This window comes from Ferrovibrio sp. (genome assembly GCF_036381655.1).
Lineage (GTDB): Bacteria > Pseudomonadota > Alphaproteobacteria > Ferrovibrionales > Ferrovibrionaceae > Ferrovibrio.
The window spans coordinates 1-18,686 of the sequence record NZ_DASVCJ010000002.1 but is presented as its reverse complement, the minus strand read 5'-3'; the positions used below and the strand labels follow the sequence as shown (position 1 = coordinate 18,686).

The 18,686-nt window shown below is 68.1% G+C and carries 13 protein-coding genes, 1 pseudogene and 1 CRISPR repeat array; of the genes and pseudogenes, 1 reads left to right on the top strand and 13 read right to left on the bottom strand.

Going from position 1 to position 18,686, the window contains the following annotated elements; all coding sequences use genetic code 11:
• Nucleotides 1-7 precede the first annotated feature (7 nt).
• Nucleotides 8-202: a hypothetical protein gene (locus tag VF194_RS00150; RefSeq protein WP_330886799.1), complete on the top strand. Its 195-nt coding sequence runs from the start codon at nt 8-10 to the stop codon at nt 200-202.
• A gap of 302 nt (nt 203-504) precedes the next feature.
• Here the strand turns inward: VF194_RS00150 and VF194_RS00145 are convergent, their stop codons facing one another.
• The 13 genes and pseudogenes from VF194_RS00145 to traG form a co-directional block, all read right to left on the bottom strand.
• Nucleotides 505-2,331, bottom strand: a complete 1,827-nt coding sequence (locus tag VF194_RS00145) for an ABC transporter ATP-binding protein (RefSeq protein WP_330886796.1) — start codon at nt 2,329-2,331, stop codon at nt 505-507.
• Between the two features lie 367 nt (nt 2,332-2,698).
• Nucleotides 2,699-3,016 (bottom strand): DUF736 domain-containing protein, encoded by a 318-nt coding sequence (locus VF194_RS00140; RefSeq protein WP_330886822.1) that lies wholly within the window; start codon nt 3,014-3,016, stop codon nt 2,699-2,701.
• Between the two features lie 132 nt (nt 3,017-3,148).
• On the bottom strand, nt 3,149-4,492 hold the full coding sequence (locus VF194_RS00135; protein ID WP_330886794.1) for a TrbI/VirB10 family protein: 1,344 nt from the start codon (nt 4,490-4,492) through the stop codon (nt 3,149-3,151).
• Nucleotides 4,489-5,493, bottom strand: a complete 1,005-nt coding sequence (trbG, locus tag VF194_RS00130; protein ID WP_330886792.1) for a P-type conjugative transfer protein TrbG — start codon at nt 5,491-5,493, stop codon at nt 4,489-4,491. The genes VF194_RS00135 and trbG overlap by 4 nt, the downstream gene beginning before the upstream one ends.
• A 62-nt stretch (nt 5,494-5,555) precedes the next feature.
• A complete protein-coding gene (gene trbF / locus VF194_RS00125; RefSeq protein ID WP_414656056.1) occupies nt 5,556-6,254 on the bottom strand; it encodes a conjugal transfer protein TrbF in 699 nt (232 codons plus the stop codon).
• Nucleotides 6,251-7,570 carry a P-type conjugative transfer protein TrbL gene (trbL, locus tag VF194_RS00120; protein WP_330886790.1) on the bottom strand — a complete coding sequence of 440 codons (1,320 nt, stop codon included), beginning with the start codon at nt 7,568-7,570 and terminating at the stop codon, nt 6,251-6,253. The genes trbF and trbL overlap by 4 nt, the downstream gene beginning before the upstream one ends.
• A 108-nt stretch (nt 7,571-7,678) precedes the next feature.
• Complete coding sequence (trbJ, locus tag VF194_RS00115; RefSeq protein WP_330886788.1) at nt 7,679-8,431, bottom strand: P-type conjugative transfer protein TrbJ; 753 nt, start codon at nt 8,429-8,431, stop codon at nt 7,679-7,681.
• A 299-nt stretch (nt 8,432-8,730) separates the two neighbouring features.
• Nucleotides 8,731-11,229: pseudogene (trbE, locus tag VF194_RS00110) on the bottom strand (conjugal transfer protein TrbE); the annotation flags it as partial.
• A gap of 136 nt (nt 11,230-11,365) precedes the next feature.
• Entirely contained in the window at nt 11,366-11,641 is a 276-nt protein-coding gene (locus tag VF194_RS00105) for a VirB3 family type IV secretion system protein (RefSeq protein WP_330886786.1), read from the bottom strand.
• Nucleotides 11,638-11,970 (bottom strand): TrbC/VirB2 family protein, encoded by a 333-nt coding sequence (locus VF194_RS00100; RefSeq protein WP_330886785.1) that lies wholly within the window; start codon nt 11,968-11,970, stop codon nt 11,638-11,640. The genes VF194_RS00105 and VF194_RS00100 overlap by 4 nt, the downstream gene beginning before the upstream one ends.
• The gene (trbB, locus tag VF194_RS00095; protein WP_414656058.1) at nt 11,967-12,962 is read right to left on the bottom strand and encodes a P-type conjugative transfer ATPase TrbB; all 996 of its coding nucleotides are present in this window, start codon (nt 12,960-12,962) and stop codon (nt 11,967-11,969) included. Before trbB ends, VF194_RS00100 begins: the two co-directional genes overlap by 4 nt.
• A 2-nt stretch (nt 12,963-12,964) precedes the next feature.
• Nucleotides 12,965-13,546 (bottom strand): hypothetical protein, encoded by a 582-nt coding sequence (locus VF194_RS00090; protein WP_330886781.1) that lies wholly within the window; start codon nt 13,544-13,546, stop codon nt 12,965-12,967.
• Entirely contained in the window at nt 13,543-15,636 is a 2,094-nt protein-coding gene (gene traG / locus VF194_RS00085) for an IncP-type conjugal transfer protein TraG (RefSeq protein ID WP_330886780.1), read from the bottom strand. Before traG ends, VF194_RS00090 begins: the two co-directional genes overlap by 4 nt.
• A gap of 277 nt (nt 15,637-15,913) precedes the next feature.
• Nucleotides 15,914-18,671: a CRISPR direct-repeat array (repeat unit 36 nt; unit sequence GCTTCAATGAGGCCGAGGCGTTGCACCTCGGATGGG).
• Nucleotides 18,672-18,686: the final 15 nt, after the last annotated feature.

Genomic DNA, 18,686 nt, shown 5'->3' with positions numbered 1-18,686 from the left:
GAAAGACATGCCGAGCAGACATCCGAATACCGAACGCCATGGCGGCCCCGGCGCCAGCCATGAGAACCGGCAGGCGCCACAAAAGAGCCGTGGCGCGAAGGCGCCTTCGCCATCCGACCGCAAGCCGAACCGCAGCCAGGTCTCGGGCGGCGGCGGCGAGCGCGACATCCATCATAGCCGCGATCCGCGCACCAAATCCTGACATCGCCGCGAGCCGATCGGCTGCCGCGCCGCGAAGAGGACGCCCATAAGCGGACGCCAGAAGAGGACGCAGGCCATCAGGCCGCTGCAGCCCAGGTCGCTGAGGCCAGGGCGCTGCAGGCCAGGGCGCTACATGTCAGGGCGCTACACGTCAGGTCTGCTGCAAGCCGTACGCCCATCCGGGATCAAGCAGCGCGGTATCCTTGCCGCCATAGCTGGTTTTGGCGGGCCAGGCCTGCCGAGGGGACTGCCTGTGGGGGCTGCCTGTGGGGACTGCCTGTGGGGACTGCCTATGGGGACTGCCTATGGGCCCGCCTTGGCGATGCCCGATGCCGGCGGCGGCCCCTCGCCTTCATTGACGATCAGCCCGCGATGCTGCCGGCGAACCAACGAGGCGTAATAGCCGCCTTGACGCATCAGGTCCGCATGCTTGCCGCTTTCGACAATCCGACCGTCCTTTAAGACGATGATCCGGTCGGCATTGACCACGGTGGACAGCCTATGCGCAATGACAAAGGTCGTGCGCTTCTTCATCAACTGCTCGAGCGCCATCTGCACCAGTTCCTCCGACTCCGCGTCCAAAGCCGATGTCGCCTCGTCCAGGATCAGGAGCCGCGGATCCTTCAGCAGCGCGCGCGCGATCGTGATCCGCTGGCGCTCGCCCACCGACAACAGGCCGCCGCGCTCGCCAACGATCGTGTCGTAGCCGTCCGGCAGCCGCAGGATGAAGTCATGCGCGCTCGCCGCCTTGGCGGCCGCCTCGACCTCCGCCTGGCCGGCTTCGGGACGGCCATAGGCGATGTTGGCCTGCACCGTATCATTGAACAGCAGCGGATCCTGCAAGACCACGCCGATATGCCGCCTGAGCGAGCTCTGCTTCACGCCGCGCAGATCATGGCCGTCGATGGCGATCCGCCCCTCCCGCGGGTCGTAGAATCGCATCAACAGCGCCATCAAGGTGGTCTTGCCCGATCCGCTGGGGCCGACGATCGCGACCGTCTCGCCGGGCTCGACGCTCAGATCGATGCCGTTCAGCAGCGGCCGGCCCTCCTGCTCATAGCGGAAATGGACATTCTCGAAGACCACCCGCCCCCGCACATCCTCGATGTCGACGGCATCCGGCGAATCGCCGAGATGCTCCTGGACATTGAGGATGCCGAATATCTCGTCGAGCGAAACGGACGCTTTGCGCAGATTCGAATAGATGCCGCTCAGGCCCTGCAAAGGTCCGAACAGGCCGCCGACATAGCCAAGGAAGGCGATGATCGTGCCGATCGTCATCTCGCCGCGCAGGACGAAATAGCCGCCGATCCCGATTGCCGTCAGCCGGGCGATCGCGATCACCAGATTGCTGGCAGCGCCATAGCCGACATCGGTGGCGACGCCACGGATCACGACCTGGTTGGCCGCCGAGACGTCCCGCAGGAACCGCCCCTTTTCCGCATCCTCCATGGCGAAGCTGCGCACGATCATGATGCCGGACAGGACTTCGTTGAACCGCGAATAGATCCGGGCCCATTTATCAAGGAGCGATCGCTCCCGCCTGGTCTGCTCGGGCGCCGCGAAGAAGGCGATCAACGCCGGCATGGGCGCGAAGAGGATCACGACGAGCGCCAGGCGCCAATCGAGGCTCAACATGATCCAGACCGCCATGACGAGGAAGATCACGGATGGCAGAATGCTGAACAGGACCTGGCTGACGGCGCCGGTGAAGCCCTGGATGCTGCGGTCAAGCCGCGTCATGATGGCGCCGATGCCCTCGCTGCGCTGCACCCGCAGCGGCATCCGGTGCAGCTTGCCGATGGTCGCCTCGAGCAGCGCATATTGCAGGCCGATCCGGGTGCGCCAGGTCAGCCAGTTGGAAAGGCCGTCCATGCCCTCGCGCAGCAGCGCGAAGCCCGCCAGCAGCGCGACGCCGAAGACGAGAGGACGGTAGCGCTGCTGTGTCGTCAGCTCGTCGAAGAGCCATTTCAGCACGAGCGGCTCGACCGCATTGAGCGCGGCGACCGCCAGCATCAGCACGACGATGATGGCGATCGCCTGCCTCTGGGGAAAGGCGAAGCGGACGGCGGCGTGAAGCCGCTGCAACCGCTCGGCGTTGCTGGATGGCTGCAATAGCTTGCCTGGCATTCCTACCCCTGGCCTTCCCACTCTTGTGCCGTTTCATGTCAGAACCCGCATCGGCCCCGGCCAAGCCCCAGACATAGCAAGCCCCAGACATAAGTGGTCCATCCGCCTGGGTCACAGGCTAAAATCCTATTCACGAGAAACGGTGCGGCCTGGGAGAGGTTCCACCTCCAGAACGCCGTCCGGCCCGCTCGGCCCAGCCTGTGGCGGCGGCTGCAGGGCGCAGCGGCCAGGATGCAGGGGCCAGGATGCAGGGGCCAGGATGCAGCAGGCCGGGCGGATCTGGCGAAGCCTCGATCCGCATATCCCGACCTCGACCGTTGGCGGCGGCCCGGCCGCCGTCACCGGCGGGCGAGGCGTCCGCCACGACCTAGCCTGACCGCCTCGTCCAGACGAGCTGCGCCTCCCGGCCGTCCGCGCCCTCGAACAGGGCCGCCGCGATCGGCTCGGGCAGGCTCGGGTCGTCGAGCTTGACGCTCAGATAGGCGCGCGGCTGCTCGCCGCTTGTCTGCTCGCGCCAGGCCGCGCCGAGTTCCGAACGGCCGGCGAAAACCCGGAAGGCGGGCGCGCGCTCGTTTTCGCTGTTGTCGTTCGGCACCAGCCGGAGCTTGATATTGATGGTCAGGGTGCGCAGCGTGCCGCTGAAGCCGCCGTCCCTGGTGGGCAGGAATGTACCGATGATGGCCATGATCGCCTCCTCCTTGGGGTTGGACATCGATGGATTTCGGAACGCGCGCGCAAGGCCCGGCGCCCTGATCCGGCAGGCGCAGGCATCGAAGCAGAAGCCGCGGAGCGGATCGTGCCGAACGGCATGGCCGGCTCAGCCGCGATAGGGCCGCAGCGCCAGGTCCTTGTGCACAAGCACCCGCAGCGGCCAGCCCGGCCGGATCGTGATGGTGGGCTGGAGATTGAGGTTGCGCTCGGTCAGGCGCTGGCCGGCGCGGCTGGCATTCTGCTGAAACGATTCGCGGATCGCACGGGCCAGATCGCTTTCGCGGTCGTTGAAGCTGAGTTCGGTGCCCACATCAAGCAGCGTCGACAGCGCGACACCGCCGGCCAGGCGCCAGACATGGTAGTCGACATCGTCGCTCAGCCCGGCATAGCCGGCGGTATCGGCGGCCGGCAGGTTGTCGACCACGATGCTGTCGCCATTGGGCAGGAGGATGCGCTGCCAGGCGAGCAGGGCGCGGCTCTGGCCATAGGCGATGACGCTGTCATAGCGGCCGACCAGCTGACTGCCCTGCGGGATCAGCAGGTATTGCCCCGTTGCCGTGTCATAGACATTCTCGGTGACCTGGGCTTTGACGAGGCCGGGCAGATCGGAGTTGATGCCGCTGACCAAGCTCGCCGCGATGACGCTGCCGGCCATCAGGAGATAGGGCGAGGACAAGGGCTGCAGCGGATGCGGATTGACGCTGCCGCCCCCGTTTTTCGCATTGAGGAAGTCGAGCTTGCGCTGCTGGTTATTCTGGTCGCGCTCCGTATCGAGCCGCAGCCGCTCCGCGGGATCGGAGACCGCCGGCATTGCCGGGGCGGCGCCGGCTTGGGCCATCGCGCCTGCTGCCGTATCCGCCTCCGTGGTCTGCGGCAGCAAAGCCCCGCCGGCGGCCGGTGGCGGATGCGTGGATATGCGGAAGAAGACGCCGGCCTCGCGCGCCTGGCGGGCGCGCTGCAGCAGCCGCTGCCGCTCGGCGCGCGCCGCCGCCGCGTCCGGATCGGGGCGCGGTGGCGCTGCCGGCGCCTGGGGATTCTGCCGGTCGCGCAACACCGCCATGCCCGGAGCCGGCGGCTGCGGCGGACCGAGCGGCGGGACCTGGCGCAGCTCGCCGTAATCCTTCGGCAGGCCCGCTATGCTGTCGGGCGCGGACCGGGCGGCCGCCGCATAGAGCTCGTCGGAACGGTTGCGCTCAGGCCGGCCCGGCAGCCTGAGAGCGGCGAATGTCGCCCCGAACAGCGCCGCCAGCAGGCAGGCCGCGCCGACGACCATGAGCGTGCGGTTGAAACGGACAACCGGCCGCGGGCCGGGCGGCAAATCGAGGCTGTCCTGCTCCGGCGCCGGTCCGCTCTGCTTGCCATCCCTCGCCTCGGCACCGGCGGGCTCGACGAAGGGCTGCGCTGCCGGCTCGGGCGGTTGCGCCGCCGCCTTGTCGTCCGCATCGGTCATGGGCGGGCCTCGGAAGCGGCGGGCCCGGCATCGTTGCGCGTGATGCGCACCACCTGCTGCTCGGCCTTGCCCAGGCGCAGCTCGGCGGCGGCAAACAGCCGGTCGACGATGTAGTAATTGCCGCGCATGCGGTAATTGACGAGCTCGCTGCCGCCATCGCTGCCGACAAGAAATAGCGGCGGCGCCTCGCCCTGGTCGATGCGCTGCGGAAACTGGATATAAACCTTGGCGCCATCATCGAAGGCGCGCAATGGCCGCCAGGGCGGCGTATCGCCGCTGATCGCGTAGCGGAAACGCAGCCGCTCCAGCGGGATGCCGCGCGCGACCGCGCTGGCGGCCTCCGCCCTCCTGTTGCGATTTTGGAGCATGGCCAGCTCATCGGCCGGATAGCGCCAGGAGATCGCCGCCATATAGGTCTCGTCCGTGCTGACAAGCTCCAGGTGATAGGCGCGCCGGTCGGTGGTGATCACCAGATTGGTCTGCAGATCCGCTGCCGTGGGCTTGATCAGGATATGGACCCGCTCGGCCCCCTCGGGACCGCTCCTGGTATCGCCCACCACCCAGCGCAGGGTATCGCCGGCGGAAACCGAGATCAGCGTCTCGCCCGGCTGCAGCGCGATATCGCTGACCTGCTCGGGCATGGCATAGAGCCGATAGAGCGCGCCTTCGCTGAAGGGATAGACCTGGATGGCGTTGATATAGCCATCCCGGTCTGGCTCCTGGCGCGCCGCCTGATTGGCGGCGGCAATGCCGTCCCGCGGCAAAAGCGCGCTCGCCGCCGCCCCAGGCGCCGGCGAGCGGGCCGCCTTCGGCGCGGGTTTGAGCTGGCCCGGCAGCGGCAGGGGCTCCGGCATGGTCACGATCTTGACGGGTTCTGCGGCCGGCGCCTCGGAGGCGGCCTGGGCGGGGACGAAATCCTCGCTGTCATAGGCGATCTGCGGCACCGGCGCGGCCTGGTCGAGCCGGCAGGCGGTAGGCCCGAGCATCGTCAAGGCCGCCATCGGTAAGGCTGCGATCCTCCCTGCCAAAGAGAGAGGCGTGATGCGGATCGTGACATCCTGTCTCATCCCGATGCTCCCGGTTGCAATTCGCGCGACCAGTCGAGGCCGTGCACATAGATGCCGAGCGGATTCTTGCGCAAGGTCGCCGCATCCCGCGGCGGCCGGATCGCGATGGTGAGCAGCGCGATCCAGCGCTCATCGGCGATCCGCCGGCCCTCGCGCCAGGTCTCCTCGCGCCAGCGCACCTGGAAACTGTCGGGCGAGGCGCGCACCACGCTTAAGATCTCGACCGAAACGCTGCGCTCGCCGATCGCCTTGAACGGATCCCGGGCGCGGGCGAAGCCGTTGAGCATCTGGGCGCCGCGCTCGGTGACATAGTCGTAGGCCTCGAGCCAGGAGCGGCGCACGATGACGGGATCGACCGACAGGCTGCGCAGGTTGCGGATGAAGCGGGCCAGGTGATAGGCGATCTGCGCATCGCTGGGCCGATAGGAGGCAACAGCCGGCGCGACGGCTTGCGCTTCTCCCAGGCGGTCGACCTCGACCACGTAAGGAGTGATGCGGCTTCTGCCTGCCTGCCAGATCAGGCCGCCGGCCAGGATCAGGCTGAGCAGCAAGGCGCCGAAGGCGATCAGCCGCCAGTTCCTGGCCTGCAGGCGGGCGGAGCCGATGCGCTCGTCCCAGACCTGGGCCGCCTTCTGGTAGGGCGTGACCGGCGCCGGCGTGTCGCCATAGCGGTTGACGGCACGGCGGAACATCATTGCGGCTCCTTCAGGTCAGGGCTGGCGCCGCCCGCCGGCCGGTCGCCATCGCGGACCGCCTGGGCGGCGGCAAAGAGCGCGGCGCGCCGGCGCTGCTCCGCCTGCAGCCTTTGCGCCCAGGCCGGCATGGCCGCAGAGGAGGAGGAGGCCTGCGGCGCCGAATGCGCCGCCGGCGATCCCGCCGAGGCCGGCCCGCCGCCCGGCTTCCGTCCCGTGGCCGCTCGCCCGCCAGGGCCGGATCCGCCGGCGCCAGCCGGGCGGCGTGCAGCCTGGCCTGTACCTGACGATCCCCCAGGCGGTCCCCCTGATGGTCCGCCTGATGATCCGCCTGACGGCCCCCTGGGCGATCCGGCCGAGTTGGCGCCCGGGCCGGTCGCCAGCGTGGTTGCGGCGCGCAGTGCGGCAAGGCCACCGCCGCCGGCCATGCGCAGCGCGGCCAGGCCCAGGCCGGTGGCGGCCAGCGAGCCGGCGGCGACCCCGCCAAGCGTGCCGACCGCGGCCCCGGCACCGAGCTGCGGCGCGCCGGCCGTCAGGCCGGCGGCAATGCCGGGGCCGAAGATGCCGAGCCCGAACAGCGCCAGCGCGCCCAGCACCTCGGCCATCGCCTGGGCAAGGCTTGGCTCTTCCGCCTGGGCCGCGGCGACGAATGCGCCGAACAGGCCGGTGCCGATGCCCAGGATGACGGCGAGCACCATCATCTTGACGCCGGCGCCGGCGACATGGCCCAGCACCCGCTCGGCCAGGAAGGCGGTCCGGTTCCACAGCGCGAACGGCACCAGCACGAAGCCGGTCAGGCTGGTCAGCTTGAATTCCACGATGGTGACAAAAAGCTGCACCGCCAGCAGGAAGAAGGCGAGCAGCACCACGGCCCAGGCGAACAGCAGCACCAGCACGGTGACGATATTGTCGAAAAAGGAGCTGAAGCCGATCAGGCGGCCGGCCTGGCGCAGCAAGGGCGCGGCGGCATCGAAGCCGGCGGCCGCAACGAAGCCGGGCCGCAGCAGATCGGCTGCGGTAAGCCCGCTGGCGGAGGCCTGAAGGCCCAGGCCGGCGAAGGAGCGGAACAGGATGTCCGCCAGCCAGGACCAGTTGTTGAGCAACAGCGCGAAGGCGCCGATATAGAGCACCTTGCGGATCAGCCGCGCCAGCAGGTCGATATCCTGCGCCAGCGACCAGAACAGCCCCGCCAGGGTGATGTCGATGGCGATCAAAGCCGAGGTCAGGAAGGCGACCTCGTGATCGAGCAGGCCGAAGCCGCTGTCGATATAGGCGACAAAGACCGCGGTGAAGCGATCGATGATGGACAGCTCGTTCATCGCCGATGCTCCTGTCCTGCGCCCGCCGCGGCGGCTGCCGCCGGCTGCCCTTTCGGCGCGCTGCTGTCCCTGGCCTGTGCCATCGGCCTCCTCATCTGCGGCAATCCTTCACGGCGCGGCCATGCCGGAGCCGCCATAGGCGGTCCCGCGATAGGCCGGCCCGGTCCCCATGAAGCGCTCGAACTGCGCCTGCGCCTGGGTCTGCGCGATGGCGGCTTGCGCCTGCGTCAGCGCCTGGGCGCGATACTGCACGGCGTTCAGCGCCTGGATCTGCAATTGCTGCTTGGCAAGGAGGGCCAGCAGCTCGTTCGTCGCCTGGCTGACCGCCAGGTTTCCGTCCGCCGCCGCCGACGCCGCCAGCAGGCGGTCGAGCCGGAGGCGATCCGCGCCGATCTCGTCGGCCACCTGCGCCTGCAGACGCAGGCTGTCATGCAGGCCGTCGACGGCGAAGGCCCAGCGCTGGCGGGCATCCTGGACAAGCCGGTCGCCGTCGACCGCGATCTCGTAGTCCTTCGGATAGAACCTGGCCCAGGCCGCATCGGTCTGCGCCAGATCGAAGGCGATGCCGTCCGCCGTCTCGAAGAGGGCGGTGATCTGCTCCAGCGCCGCCGCCATCGCGGCAAGCTCGGAATGGGACAGCGGCACCAGATTCCGCGCCATGTCCTGCAGCATCAGGACTTCATGCTGCAGGCTTGCGATCTGGTTGTTGATCTGCTCCAGCGCCCGCGCGGCCTGCAGGACATTCTGCGCGTAATTGGACGGATCGAAGACCGTCAGCGCCCGAACCGAACCGGCATAGGGCGGAAGCGCCAGTCCCGCCGTGACGGCCAGGATTTGCAAAAATCGCTTGCACCGGATCATGACCGTTCCTCCCTCACTCCTTGCCTCTGCGGCCGCGGCTGCCGCTCCGGCGATCGCTGCCTGGACCGCTGCGCCTGTTGCTGCGGCTCTTCCTGCGCTGGCAATGGCCGCGGCTTGGCTGCGATGCCGCCTTGATGGCCGGCGGCCATCCGATCCCGGCCCGCCCGGTCCTGCATGCCCCGCTCCTGCATGCCCCACTCCTGCATGCCCCACTCCTGCATGCCCCGGTCCTGCGCTCTTCGGTCCTGCGCCCTTGCCGCCGCTGCCGGCATTTGTCCGGTTGCAGCCTGCGCGGCTGGCGCGACAGGCGAGCCGGCCGCGGCAAGGCCGCGGGCGAGATCCGCGGCCCAGGCCAGGTCCATGGCATGCAGCCAGGCGGCCAGGAAGCCGTCCGCGCCATGCTCGGCCAGCACCGCGTCCATGCGCCGATGATCGGCCGGGGTGGCTTTCGCGCAGAGGCTGAGCGCGATGGGACCGAGCCCCAGCTCGAACAGCCGGCAGCCCTGGCGCGACTGCAGGTAATAGTCGCGCTTCGGGATGGCGGTGCTGAGCTGGGCGATCTGGCGCGCATTGAGGCCGAAGCGGCTGTAGATCTCGTATTGCTGCGGCTCGATGGCGCGGTCGTTGGGCAGGAAGATGCGCTGCGGGCAGGATTCGATGATGGTGGCGGCGATGCTGCTCTGGGCGATGTCGCTCAAGGATTGCGTGGCGAAGACGATGGCGACGTTCTTCTTGCGCATCGTCTTCAGCCAGTCGCGGATGCGCGCGGCGAAGACGGGATGGTCGAGATAGAGCCAGGCCTCGTCCAGGATCAGCAGCACCGGCCGGCCGTCGAAGCTCCGCTCCAGCCGGTGGAACAGGTAGGTCAGCACCGGCAGCACGGCCCTGTGATGCTGCAGCAGCGCCTCCATCTCGAAACAGGTCACGGCCGCGAGCTGCAGATCCTCCGCATCGGCATCCAGCAGCGCGCCCAGGGCGCCATCCAGCGTATAGGGCAGCAGCGCGGCCTTCAGCAGGTTCGACTGCAGAAGGGCAGCCAATCCGGTGAGCGTGCGCTGCGCCGCCGGCGCCGTGCTCAAGGCGACGAGCGCCGACCAGACCGCCTCCTTCAGCGGCGGCGTGACGATCACATTCTCCTGCGCGAGCAGACCCTCGATCCAGCCGGCCGCCCAGCTGCGCTCGGCCGGATCGTCGATGCCGCGCAGCGGCTGCAGCGCCGGCATGCCGGCATAGGCTCCCGCCTGTTCCGCATCGGCGCTCCCCCTGCCGGGCAAGGCCGGCGGGAGCCGCTCCTGGCCGAGCCGGTAATAGCGGCCGCCCATGGCCAGCACGGCGGCCCTGGCCGAGCCGCCCTTGTCGAAGATGGCGATCCGCGCGCCGCGATAACGGCGGAATTGCAGCGCCATGAAAGACAGCAGAACCGATTTGCCGGCCCCGGTCGGCCCGATCACGGCGACATGGCCGACATCGCCGATATGGGTCGACAGCCGGAACGGCGTTGCACCGCGCGTCCTGGCGAGCAGAAGCGGCGGTCCGTCAAGATGCTGGTTGCGCTCGGGCCCGGCCCAGATGCCGGCCAGCGGCACGAGATGGGCGAGATTGAGGCTGTGCACGAGCGGCTGGCGGATATTGGCATAGAGATGGCCCGGCAGGGATCCGAGCCAGGCCTCGACGGCGTTGACGCTCTCGCGGATGGTGGCGAAGCCGGCGCTGTTGACGACTTTTTCGAGCGCACGCAGCTTGTCGCCGGCGGCGGCAGGATCGTCGTCGCCGACGACGACCGTGATCGTCAGATAGCCGAAGGCGACATGATCGCCGCCCAGTTCCTGCAGCGCCTGGTCGGCATCGAGCGTCTTGTTGTCGGCATCCGGATCGAGCAGCGGCGCCGGCTGCTGATAGAGCACCTCGCGCAGGATGGCGAGCATGGATTTGCGCTTGGCGAACCATTGCCGCCGCAATCTCTTGAGCGCTCGCTCCGCATCCGCCTTGTCCAGCGGGATGAAGCGGGTCATCCAGCGATAGGGAAAGGCCAGCTGGTTGAGTTCGTCCAGCAGGCCCGGCCGGGTCAGATCGGGAAAGCCGAGCAGCGTGAGGCTGCGCAGATGCTGCTTTCCCAGCATCGGCTCGAACCCGCCGCAAAACGGCGTGTCCACCAACAGGCCGTCGAGATAGACCGGCGGGTCGGGCACCGCGATCGGATGCCGGCGGTTGGAGATATGGGCATGCAGGTAAGCAAGCGTCTGCCCGTCATCGAGCGCGTCCAGCTCGGCCATGACGGGCTGCAAAAGATCGAAGATGCGATCGGTCTCCCTGACGAAATAGGCAAGCTGCTCGCGCCAGGGCCTGGCGCCGTTGCCGCGCGGACGATCGAGCATCAGCCGGGTAAGGCGCCCGACCTCGTCGACCGGCGGCAGCCAGACGAGCGTGATATGGCTCTGCGTCTCGAGATGCCGCGGCGCGCCGGCGGCCTGCGCAAATGCCGCCCTGCGCTCTTCGTCGACGAGCCAGGCAGCCGCATCGGGAAAGGCCGAGCGCGGATAGCCCGGTGCCGGCAGCCGCTCGGCCTCGAAGAACAACGCCCAGCCGGAGCCGAAGCGGCGCAGGGCATTGTTGAGCCTGGCGCAGGCCGCCACCAGCTCGGCTTCGGTGGCGCTTTCCAGATCCGGGCCGCGAAAGCGGTAGCTGCGCTGGAAGCTGCCATCCTTGTTGAGCAGGATGCCCGGCGCGACCAGCGCCGCCCAGGGCAGGTGGTCGGCCAACAGCGCCGGTCTGCGCCGGTATTCGGCAAGGTTCAGCATGCCGCCGCCTGTCGCGCCTGCCTTAGCCGGAATGGCGGCGGGCGGCGGCGCCGATCCTGCCGCCATGGCCGGCAGCAGCCGAAATCCCGGCAGACGGCCAATGATCGGGCATCGCCAGATGGCATCGGCGTCTCCGTCAGCAGCCGTACCAGGAGGGCTGGCGCAGATGCCGCGCCAGCACCGCGGCAAAATGCGGATCGCGCCTGGCCGCCAGCACCGCCAGGCTGTGGCCCACCAGCCAGATCAGCAGCCCGGCCAGCCATAGCCGCAGGCCAAGCCCGATCGCCGCCGCCAGCGTGCCGTTGACGATCGCCCAGAGCCGGGGCGCCCCGGCCAGCAGGATCGGCACGGTCAGCGCCTGATGCAGCGGCACGGCAAAGCCGTCGATCCCCTGCTGCTGCCCGGCCGTCATCGCACCAGCGCCCCGCCGCCGAAGGAGAAGAAGGTGAGGAAGAAGCTGGTCGCGGCAAAGGCGATCGACAATCCGAAGACGATCTGGATCAGCCGCCGGAAGCCGCCCGCGGTGTCGCCGAAGGCCAGCGACAGGCCGGTGATGATAATGATGATGACGGCCAGGATACGGGCGACCGGTCCCTCGATGGAATCGAGGATGGCCTGCAGCGGTGTCTCCCAGGGCATGTTGGAGCCCGCGGCATCGGCATGGCCGGCCGCCAGCGCAACCGCCACAGCGGCAGCCCGGCTGAGACAGGCCCGCCGGCGGCAACGGCCCGGCCTCCTCATGCGCCACCTGTGCAGGTCCCGGCTGGCGCCGCCGCCAGACGGCGCAGGCGATAGCGGCCATCGGCATCGATGCCGTCGAGGCTTTCGATCGCCGCCAGATGCCGCCCGGCGCCTTTGCCGGCGAGAAAGACGATGAGATCGATCGCCTCGGCGATCAATCCGCGCGGCACATGCGGCACCGCCTCCTGGACGAGCTGCTCGAGCCGCTGCAGCGATGCGGCCGCGGAATTGGCGTGCAGCGTGGCAATGCCGCCGGGATGGCCGGTATTCCAGGCCTTGAGCAGATCGAGCGCTTCGGCGCCGCGGACCTCGCCGATGACGATGCGATCGGGCCTCAGCCGCAGACTGGACCGGACGAGATCGCGCAGGCTGGCGATACCGGGCCTGCTGCACAGCGTCAGGTGATCGGCGGCATCGCAGACGAGCTCGCGGGTATCCTCGATCACGATGATGCGCTCCTGGCAGCGCGCGATCTCCGCCAGCAGGGCATTGGCCAGCGTGGTCTTGCCCGAGCTGGTGCCACCGGCAATCAGGATGTTGCGCCGCTGCCAGACCGCCTGGCGCAGCAAACCGGCCTGGTCGGGCGTCATGATCCTGTCCCGCACATACGCGGCCAGCCCGTAATGGCGCGTCGCCGGCTTGCGGATGGAAAAGCAGGGCGCCGCTGCGACCGGCGGCAGCAGGCCTTCGAAGCGCACACGGCCCTTGTCGGGGGCAACGACAAGCGCCGCGCTCAGGATGGGACGTGCGGCATCGATCTCGGTGCCGCTTTGCGTGGCGATCAGCCGGATGATGCGCTCGACATCTGCGACCGGCAGCCGCAGGCCGGTATCGACGATGCCTTGCCCCAGACGATCGAGCCGCAGGCTGCCATCGGCATTGACCATCACTTCCGCGACCAGCGGGTCGGCCAATGCTTCGGCAATCGCCGCACCCATCGCGCTCTGCAGCATCAGCGACCGGCGCTTTTCGCCGCCGGCGACAGGCGACATCATCATGGCTGCACCTCCCCGGCCGGCGCCGCAGCGCAGGCGCCAGCGGTATCGCCGGCCGCCCCCTCCTGGCCGGCCGGCGATGCCTCCGGCTGCGCTCCCTCTGCGCCAAGCGGCGGCCCGTCGGGCTGCGGCTCTTGCGGCGGATCGGCCGATGCCGGCGATGAGGCCGCCGCCTCCGGCATCAGCATATGCAACTCTCGGGTAAACGGCTTGCCGGCGGCGAGCCGCTGGCCGACCTGGTCGATGAAGGAGCGGAAGCGGTGCTGGCCCAGCGCATGGGCCATCGGCTGATCGGCCTCGGGCACCGGCGGGATGACCGAGAGCTGATAGCGGATGAAAAGGCCGAGCGTCTCCAGCGTGATCTGCAGGTCGCGCTCGATGCGCCGCAGGCCGGCATTGACGCGATCGAGCCGGATGCGGAGCATCGTGTCGATCTCGCTGCCGCCCTGGCCCTGGAACATGGCATTGAGCGCATCGGCGACGACGGCGGACTTCGAGCCGCCGGGGCCGCCGGCGATCAGGTCGAGGCGGCGGCTCAACATTTCATCGAGCTTGATCTGGTGACGCACCATCTTGCTCATGGCTGACCTCCTACGTTGCCGTCCGGCATGCGGCTCTTACGGCCGGTCGTCGGGCTTGCACCGGACCCCGTGCTGCCGGACAGGGTGCTGCCGGATAAGGTGCTGAGCGCGTCGGCGAGGATGATCATGTCGTCGACGAGGGTTGCCGGCCCGCCGCTCTGCGGCCCCTCCGGCCAAAGGCTTGCCTGCAGCGGATCGGCCGCCCCGGCGAGCGGATCCTCCGGCTCGCTTTCGGCAAGGGCCTGCCGCAGCCGCGGATCGACAGATGCCCGGCAAGCGGCCCAATCGTTGCGGCTGCCCGCCGCCTGTGGTGCGGGCCGCGTCAGGCGCGGCGGCCGCAACAGCCGGCAGCGGAAATTGGCGTCGCGGCGGTAATCCAGCTTGCTGGCCCGGATCGGCGCGAGCCCCGTGACCAGCACGAGTTCGTCGGATGGCGCCAACGTCATGATTTCGCCCGGCGTGAGCAGCGGCCGGGCGACCTCCTGCTGCGATACGGCGGTGTGCGGCAGCCACAGCGCCAGCCGCGGTCCGGCCAGGTTGCGCTGCTGGCGGGACTGCGTCGCCGTGCCCAGGCTGTCGGAGATGCGTTTGGCGGTCTGCTCGTTGCTGCAGGCGAAGACGATGCGGATATGACAATTATCGAGGATTGCGCTGTTCTCGCCATAGGCCTTGGCGACCTGGTTGAGCGACTGGGCGATCAGGTAGGCGCGGATGCCATAGCCGGCCATGAAGGCGAGCGCCGTCTCGAAGAAGTCGAGCCGGCCAAGGGCGGGAAATTCGTCGAGCATGAGCAGGAGCTCGTGGCGGCGGCGCTGCCCGCGGCGTCCGGCCTCCGCGGCGCGGCGCCAGGTGCTGGCGCGATCGCCCTGCCCTGGCGCCGGCGCGGGCGCCTCTTCGGGAGCAAAAGTCTCGGTCAGGCGGCGGCCGATCTGGTTGAGGATCAGGCGGATCAGCGGCTTGGTGCGCGCGATATCGGAGGGCGGGATGACGAAATAAAGCGAATGCGGCCGCGCGGCATGCATCAGGTCGGCAATGCGCCAATCGCAGGCCGAGGTGATGGTTTCGATGATCGGGTCGCGATAGAGCGTCAGGAAGGAAACGGCGGTCGACAGCACGCTTGAACGCTCGTTGTCCGATTTGTTCAGCAGTTCGCGGGCGACGGCGGCAACGACCGGATGCACCTCGGGGCGGTCGGCGCTGCCCAGATGGTTGGTCGCCATCATGGCGCGCAGCGTATGCTCGAAACTGCGCTGCGGATCCGACAGCAGGCTGGCGACCCGGCTTAGGCTCTTGTCCGCTTCGGCATAGAGCACATGCAGGATGGCGCCGACCAGCAAGGCATGGGCAGTCTTCTCCCAGTGATTGCGCCGTTCCAATGCGCCTTCCGGGTCGACCAGGATATCGGCGATGTTCTGCACATCGCGCACCTCGTTTGGGCCTTTGCGAACCTCGAGCAGGGGATTGAAGCGGGCCGAGCGGCGGTCGGTCGGGTCGAACAACAGGCAGCGGCTGAACCGGCTGCGCCAGCCGGCGGTCAGCGACCAGTTCTCGCCCTTGATGTCATGCACGATCACCGATCCGGGCCAGGACAGGAGCGTCGGCACCACCAGGCCGATCCCCTTGCCGCCGCGCGTCGGCGCAACGGCGATGACATGGGCCGGCCCGTCATGGCGCAGATACCGCGCTCCCATGCCTCCCAGGATCACGCCCCTTCCGGCCATGAGCCCCGCACGGCGGATTTCGGCCGCACTGGCCCAGCGGGCCGAGCCGAAGGTCGTGCACCGCGCGCGGCGGCGCCCTTGGAGCAGCCCCATGAGCCAGCCGGCAAGCCCGGCCAGAAGCCCGCCGATGGCGGCCAGATTGCCGGCGCGGCCGAAGACTGCCGGGGCGTAGGGCGCATAGGCATACCACCAGGTGAAGAGCTGCCAGGGCCGGTAGATCGGCCAGCCCAAGGGCATGAACCAGGCCGGCCCGAGCCGCGGCTGATAGCCCAGCATGGCCGCCGCCCATTGCGTCGCCAGCCACATCGCCGCAAGCGCAATGCCGACGACGACGGCAATACGGGCCAGGATGCTTGTGCTGAATGCCATGATCGGCTCCCGATGCGGTTCGCAGACCATCTTCGCGAATCGGGAACTAGCGATTCCGCAAGATGGCGGAATCGCAAATAGCCTTTATGTACGCCCTGCTACGCCCAACTACGCCGGAGCGACCGTCGCAGGCCGTCACGGGCCACGAGAGCGACTGGTGTCCGGCTCCCCGGGGGCGGTATGAGCCGCCTGGATCCGGCAGCTTGTGCCCTCCGAGCCGAGGCGTTGCACCTCGGATGGGGCGATTACCCGTCGCCGGTGCTGGCCGATTCAAAGGGCTTCAATGAGGCCGAGGCGTTGCACCTCGGATGGGGGCGCCAGGTCATAGCGAGGCGTTGCCGGGCCATGATCGTGCTTCAATGAGGCCGAGGCGTTGCACCTCGGATGGGGCGGAGCAGAGGGCGCAGTTCCGGGCCGACCTTACTCGCTTCAATGAGGCCGAGGCGTTGCACCTCGGATGGGCCCGCGACCGGCGATCTCTGCGGTCCGACTGCACAGGCTTCAATGAGGCCGAGGCGTTGCACCTCGGATGGGTCGTCCGTTGCGTATATTCGCTTTACGAGGCCCTGCTCGGGCTTCAATGAGGCCGAGGCGTTGCACCTCGGATGGGGTCGTGACTGAGGAAGTCAAGAAGGCGATGGTTGGCGCGCTTCAATGAGGCCGAGGCGTTGCACCTCGGATGGGGATCCGCGCCACGTCCAAGGCATTCCACGATGCCAAGGAGCTTCAATGAGGCCGAGGCGTTGCACCTCGGATGGGTTCACCTGCCCCGTCGCCAGCACACCCCGCGCCACGTCGCTTCAATGAGGCCGAGGCGTTGCACCTCGGATGGGATTTTTCGACCTTGCCGGCTTCACCACGCACAGCCCCGCTTCAATGAGGCCGAGGCGTTGCACCTCGGATGGGCCTATGCCGACATGCGCACCGCCAAGGCGGCGCAGCTGCTTCAATGAGGCCGAGGCGTTGCACCTCGGATGGGGTCGCCGATAGTAAGGCGACCATCACCGCCGACGATGGGCTTCAATGAGGCCGAGGCGTTGCACCTCGGATGGGTAGATAGGGGCGCACATCCATCGCCTCGCGGAAGTCGCTTCAATGAGGCCGAGGCGTTGCACCTCGGATGGGCTATTACGGCGATGTCGTGCAATGCGCGCGCGACAAGCTTCAATGAGGCCGAGGCGTTGCACCTCGGATGGGCAGGCCAAGCCTGAGCCGTCCACAATCCCGCACAGCAAGGCTTCAATGAGGCCGAGGCGTTGCACCTCGGATGGGTATCCCGGCCTCAATGATCAAAACGCCGAACGGCACGCGCTTCAATGAGGCCGAGGCGTTGCACCTCGGATGGGGGAGCGTAAGGGCCGCGTCCACGGCGAGGTCAACACGCTTCAATGAGGCCGAGGCGTTGCACCTCGGATGGGATGCGCCTCCCTGATTAGGTTGCACCAACAGCCTACCGCTTCAATGAGGCCGAGGCGTTGCACCTCGGATGGGCCGTCGCTGTCTGCCCCGCCACCTATCGGGATGACGTGCTTCAATGAGGCCGAGGCGTTGCACCTCGGATGGGATCGTGATCTTCGTGATCTCCACCCTCCGCATGACCTAGCTTCAATGAGGCCGAGGCGTTGCACCTCGGATGGGGCGCGGACACCAAGCCGAGCATGGACATTGGTGCCAAGGCTTCAATGAGGCCGAGGCGTTGCACCTCGGATGGGATCTCGGACGTGTTCATCGCGAACATCGACGAGGCCATGCTTCAATGAGGCCGAGGCGTTGCACCTCGGATGGGTGATCGGTCAGACCCCCCGGTTCTCCCTGAGTATGCAGCTTCAATGAGGCCGAGGCGTTGCACCTCGGATGGGGGTCTGGACCTCCTGAAGAAGGTGGTGGACCCCACCGCGCTTCAATGAGGCCGAGGCGTTGCACCTCGGATGGGGATGACGACGACGCCGACCATCAGAGGGATGGCGACGCTTCAATGAGGCCGAGGCGTTGCACCTCGGATGGGGCTTGCCCTCCGGCGTGGACAGGTGGGACACGAAGATGCTTCAATGAGGCCGAGGCGTTGCACCTCGGATGGGATACACGGTCGGCGGGTCTGGTGCCTTTACGGCCGGGCTTCAATGAGGCCGAGGCGTTGCACCTCGGATGGGCACGCGTATAAGCGCACCTATAGTGTTGTGATTATCAGCTTCAATGAGGCCGAGGCGTTGCACCTCGGATGGGGTCGTTGGTTCTGCGGTTTAACTGCTGCGGTCAACATCGCGCTTCAATGAGGCCGAGGCGTTGCACCTCGGATGGGGTTATGGGCCGCGCGTGGCGTTTAATCTGGTTCTCAGGGCTTCAATGAGGCCGAGGCGTTGCACCTCGGATGGGCTGTCGATGGCTTCCCGCTTGGCTTCGAGAGTCGGTTTGCTTCAATGAGGCCGAGGCGTTGCACCTCGGATGGGATGCCAGCCAGCTCCGGATCGTTGGTTTCAAGATCCTCGCTTCAATGAGGCCGAGGCGTTGCACCTCGGATGGGGCGAGTGCCCGGGACAGGAAGGACCGTGCCGAGCGAGCTTCAATGAGGCCGAGGCGTTGCACCTCGGATGGGCGACCGGCAGTACGCCATGGCGGCCGTGACCGAGATGCTTCAATGAGGCCGAGGCGTTGCACCTCGGATGGGCCCGGGCGTGATCGACCCGGCGGCACGCGGGCGCAATCCGCTTCAATGAGGCCGAGGCGTTGCACCTCGGATGGGCTAAGGGCGAAGGGCGCAAGGGCAAGGACAAGCCCGATGCTTCAATGAGGCCGAGGCGTTGCACCTCGGATGGGATGGGTTGGACCCCGGACCAGATGTGGGCTGCGACGGAGCTTCAATGAGGCCGAGGCGTTGCACCTCGGATGGGAATGGCTTGTCGCACGCGGAGTGCCCGCCAGTGTCGCGCTTCAATGAGGCCGAGGCGTTGCACCTCGGATGGGTATCAGCTTGACGGATTTCTCGGTGCGCCGATGGTGCAGCTTCAATGAGGCCGAGGCGTTGCACCTCGGATGGGATCGGCACTTTCATG

Coding starts and splice junctions, on each gene's coding strand:
- VF194_RS00145 (WP_330886796.1), bottom strand. CDS start 2,331: ATGCCAGGCAAGCTATTGCAGCCATCCAGCAACGCCGAGCGGTTGCAG.
- VF194_RS00135 (WP_330886794.1), bottom strand. CDS start 4,492: ATGACCGATGCGGACGACAAGGCGGCGGCGCAACCGCCCGAGCCGGCA.
- trbL (WP_330886790.1), bottom strand. CDS start 7,570: ATGAACGAGCTGTCCATCATCGATCGCTTCACCGCGGTCTTTGTCGCC.
- trbJ (WP_330886788.1), bottom strand. CDS start 8,431: ATGATCCGGTGCAAGCGATTTTTGCAAATCCTGGCCGTCACGGCGGGA.
- VF194_RS00150 (WP_330886799.1), top strand. CDS start 8: ATGCCGAGCAGACATCCGAATACCGAACGCCATGGCGGCCCCGGCGCC.
- VF194_RS00105 (WP_330886786.1), bottom strand. CDS start 11,641: ATGACGGCCGGGCAGCAGCAGGGGATCGACGGCTTTGCCGTGCCGCTG.
- trbF (WP_414656056.1), bottom strand. CDS start 6,254: ATGATGTTCCGCCGTGCCGTCAACCGCTATGGCGACACGCCGGCGCCG.
- VF194_RS00140 (WP_330886822.1), bottom strand. CDS start 3,016: ATGGCCATCATCGGTACATTCCTGCCCACCAGGGACGGCGGCTTCAGC.
- VF194_RS00090 (WP_330886781.1), bottom strand. CDS start 13,546: ATGAGCAAGATGGTGCGTCACCAGATCAAGCTCGATGAAATGTTGAGC.
- VF194_RS00100 (WP_330886785.1), bottom strand. CDS start 11,970: ATGAGGAGGCCGGGCCGTTGCCGCCGGCGGGCCTGTCTCAGCCGGGCT.
- trbB (WP_414656058.1), bottom strand. CDS start 12,962: ATGTCGCCTGTCGCCGGCGGCGAAAAGCGCCGGTCGCTGATGCTGCAG.
- traG (WP_330886780.1), bottom strand. CDS start 15,636: ATGGCATTCAGCACAAGCATCCTGGCCCGTATTGCCGTCGTCGTCGGC.
- trbG (WP_330886792.1), bottom strand. CDS start 5,493: ATGGCGGCCTTGACGATGCTCGGGCCTACCGCCTGCCGGCTCGACCAG.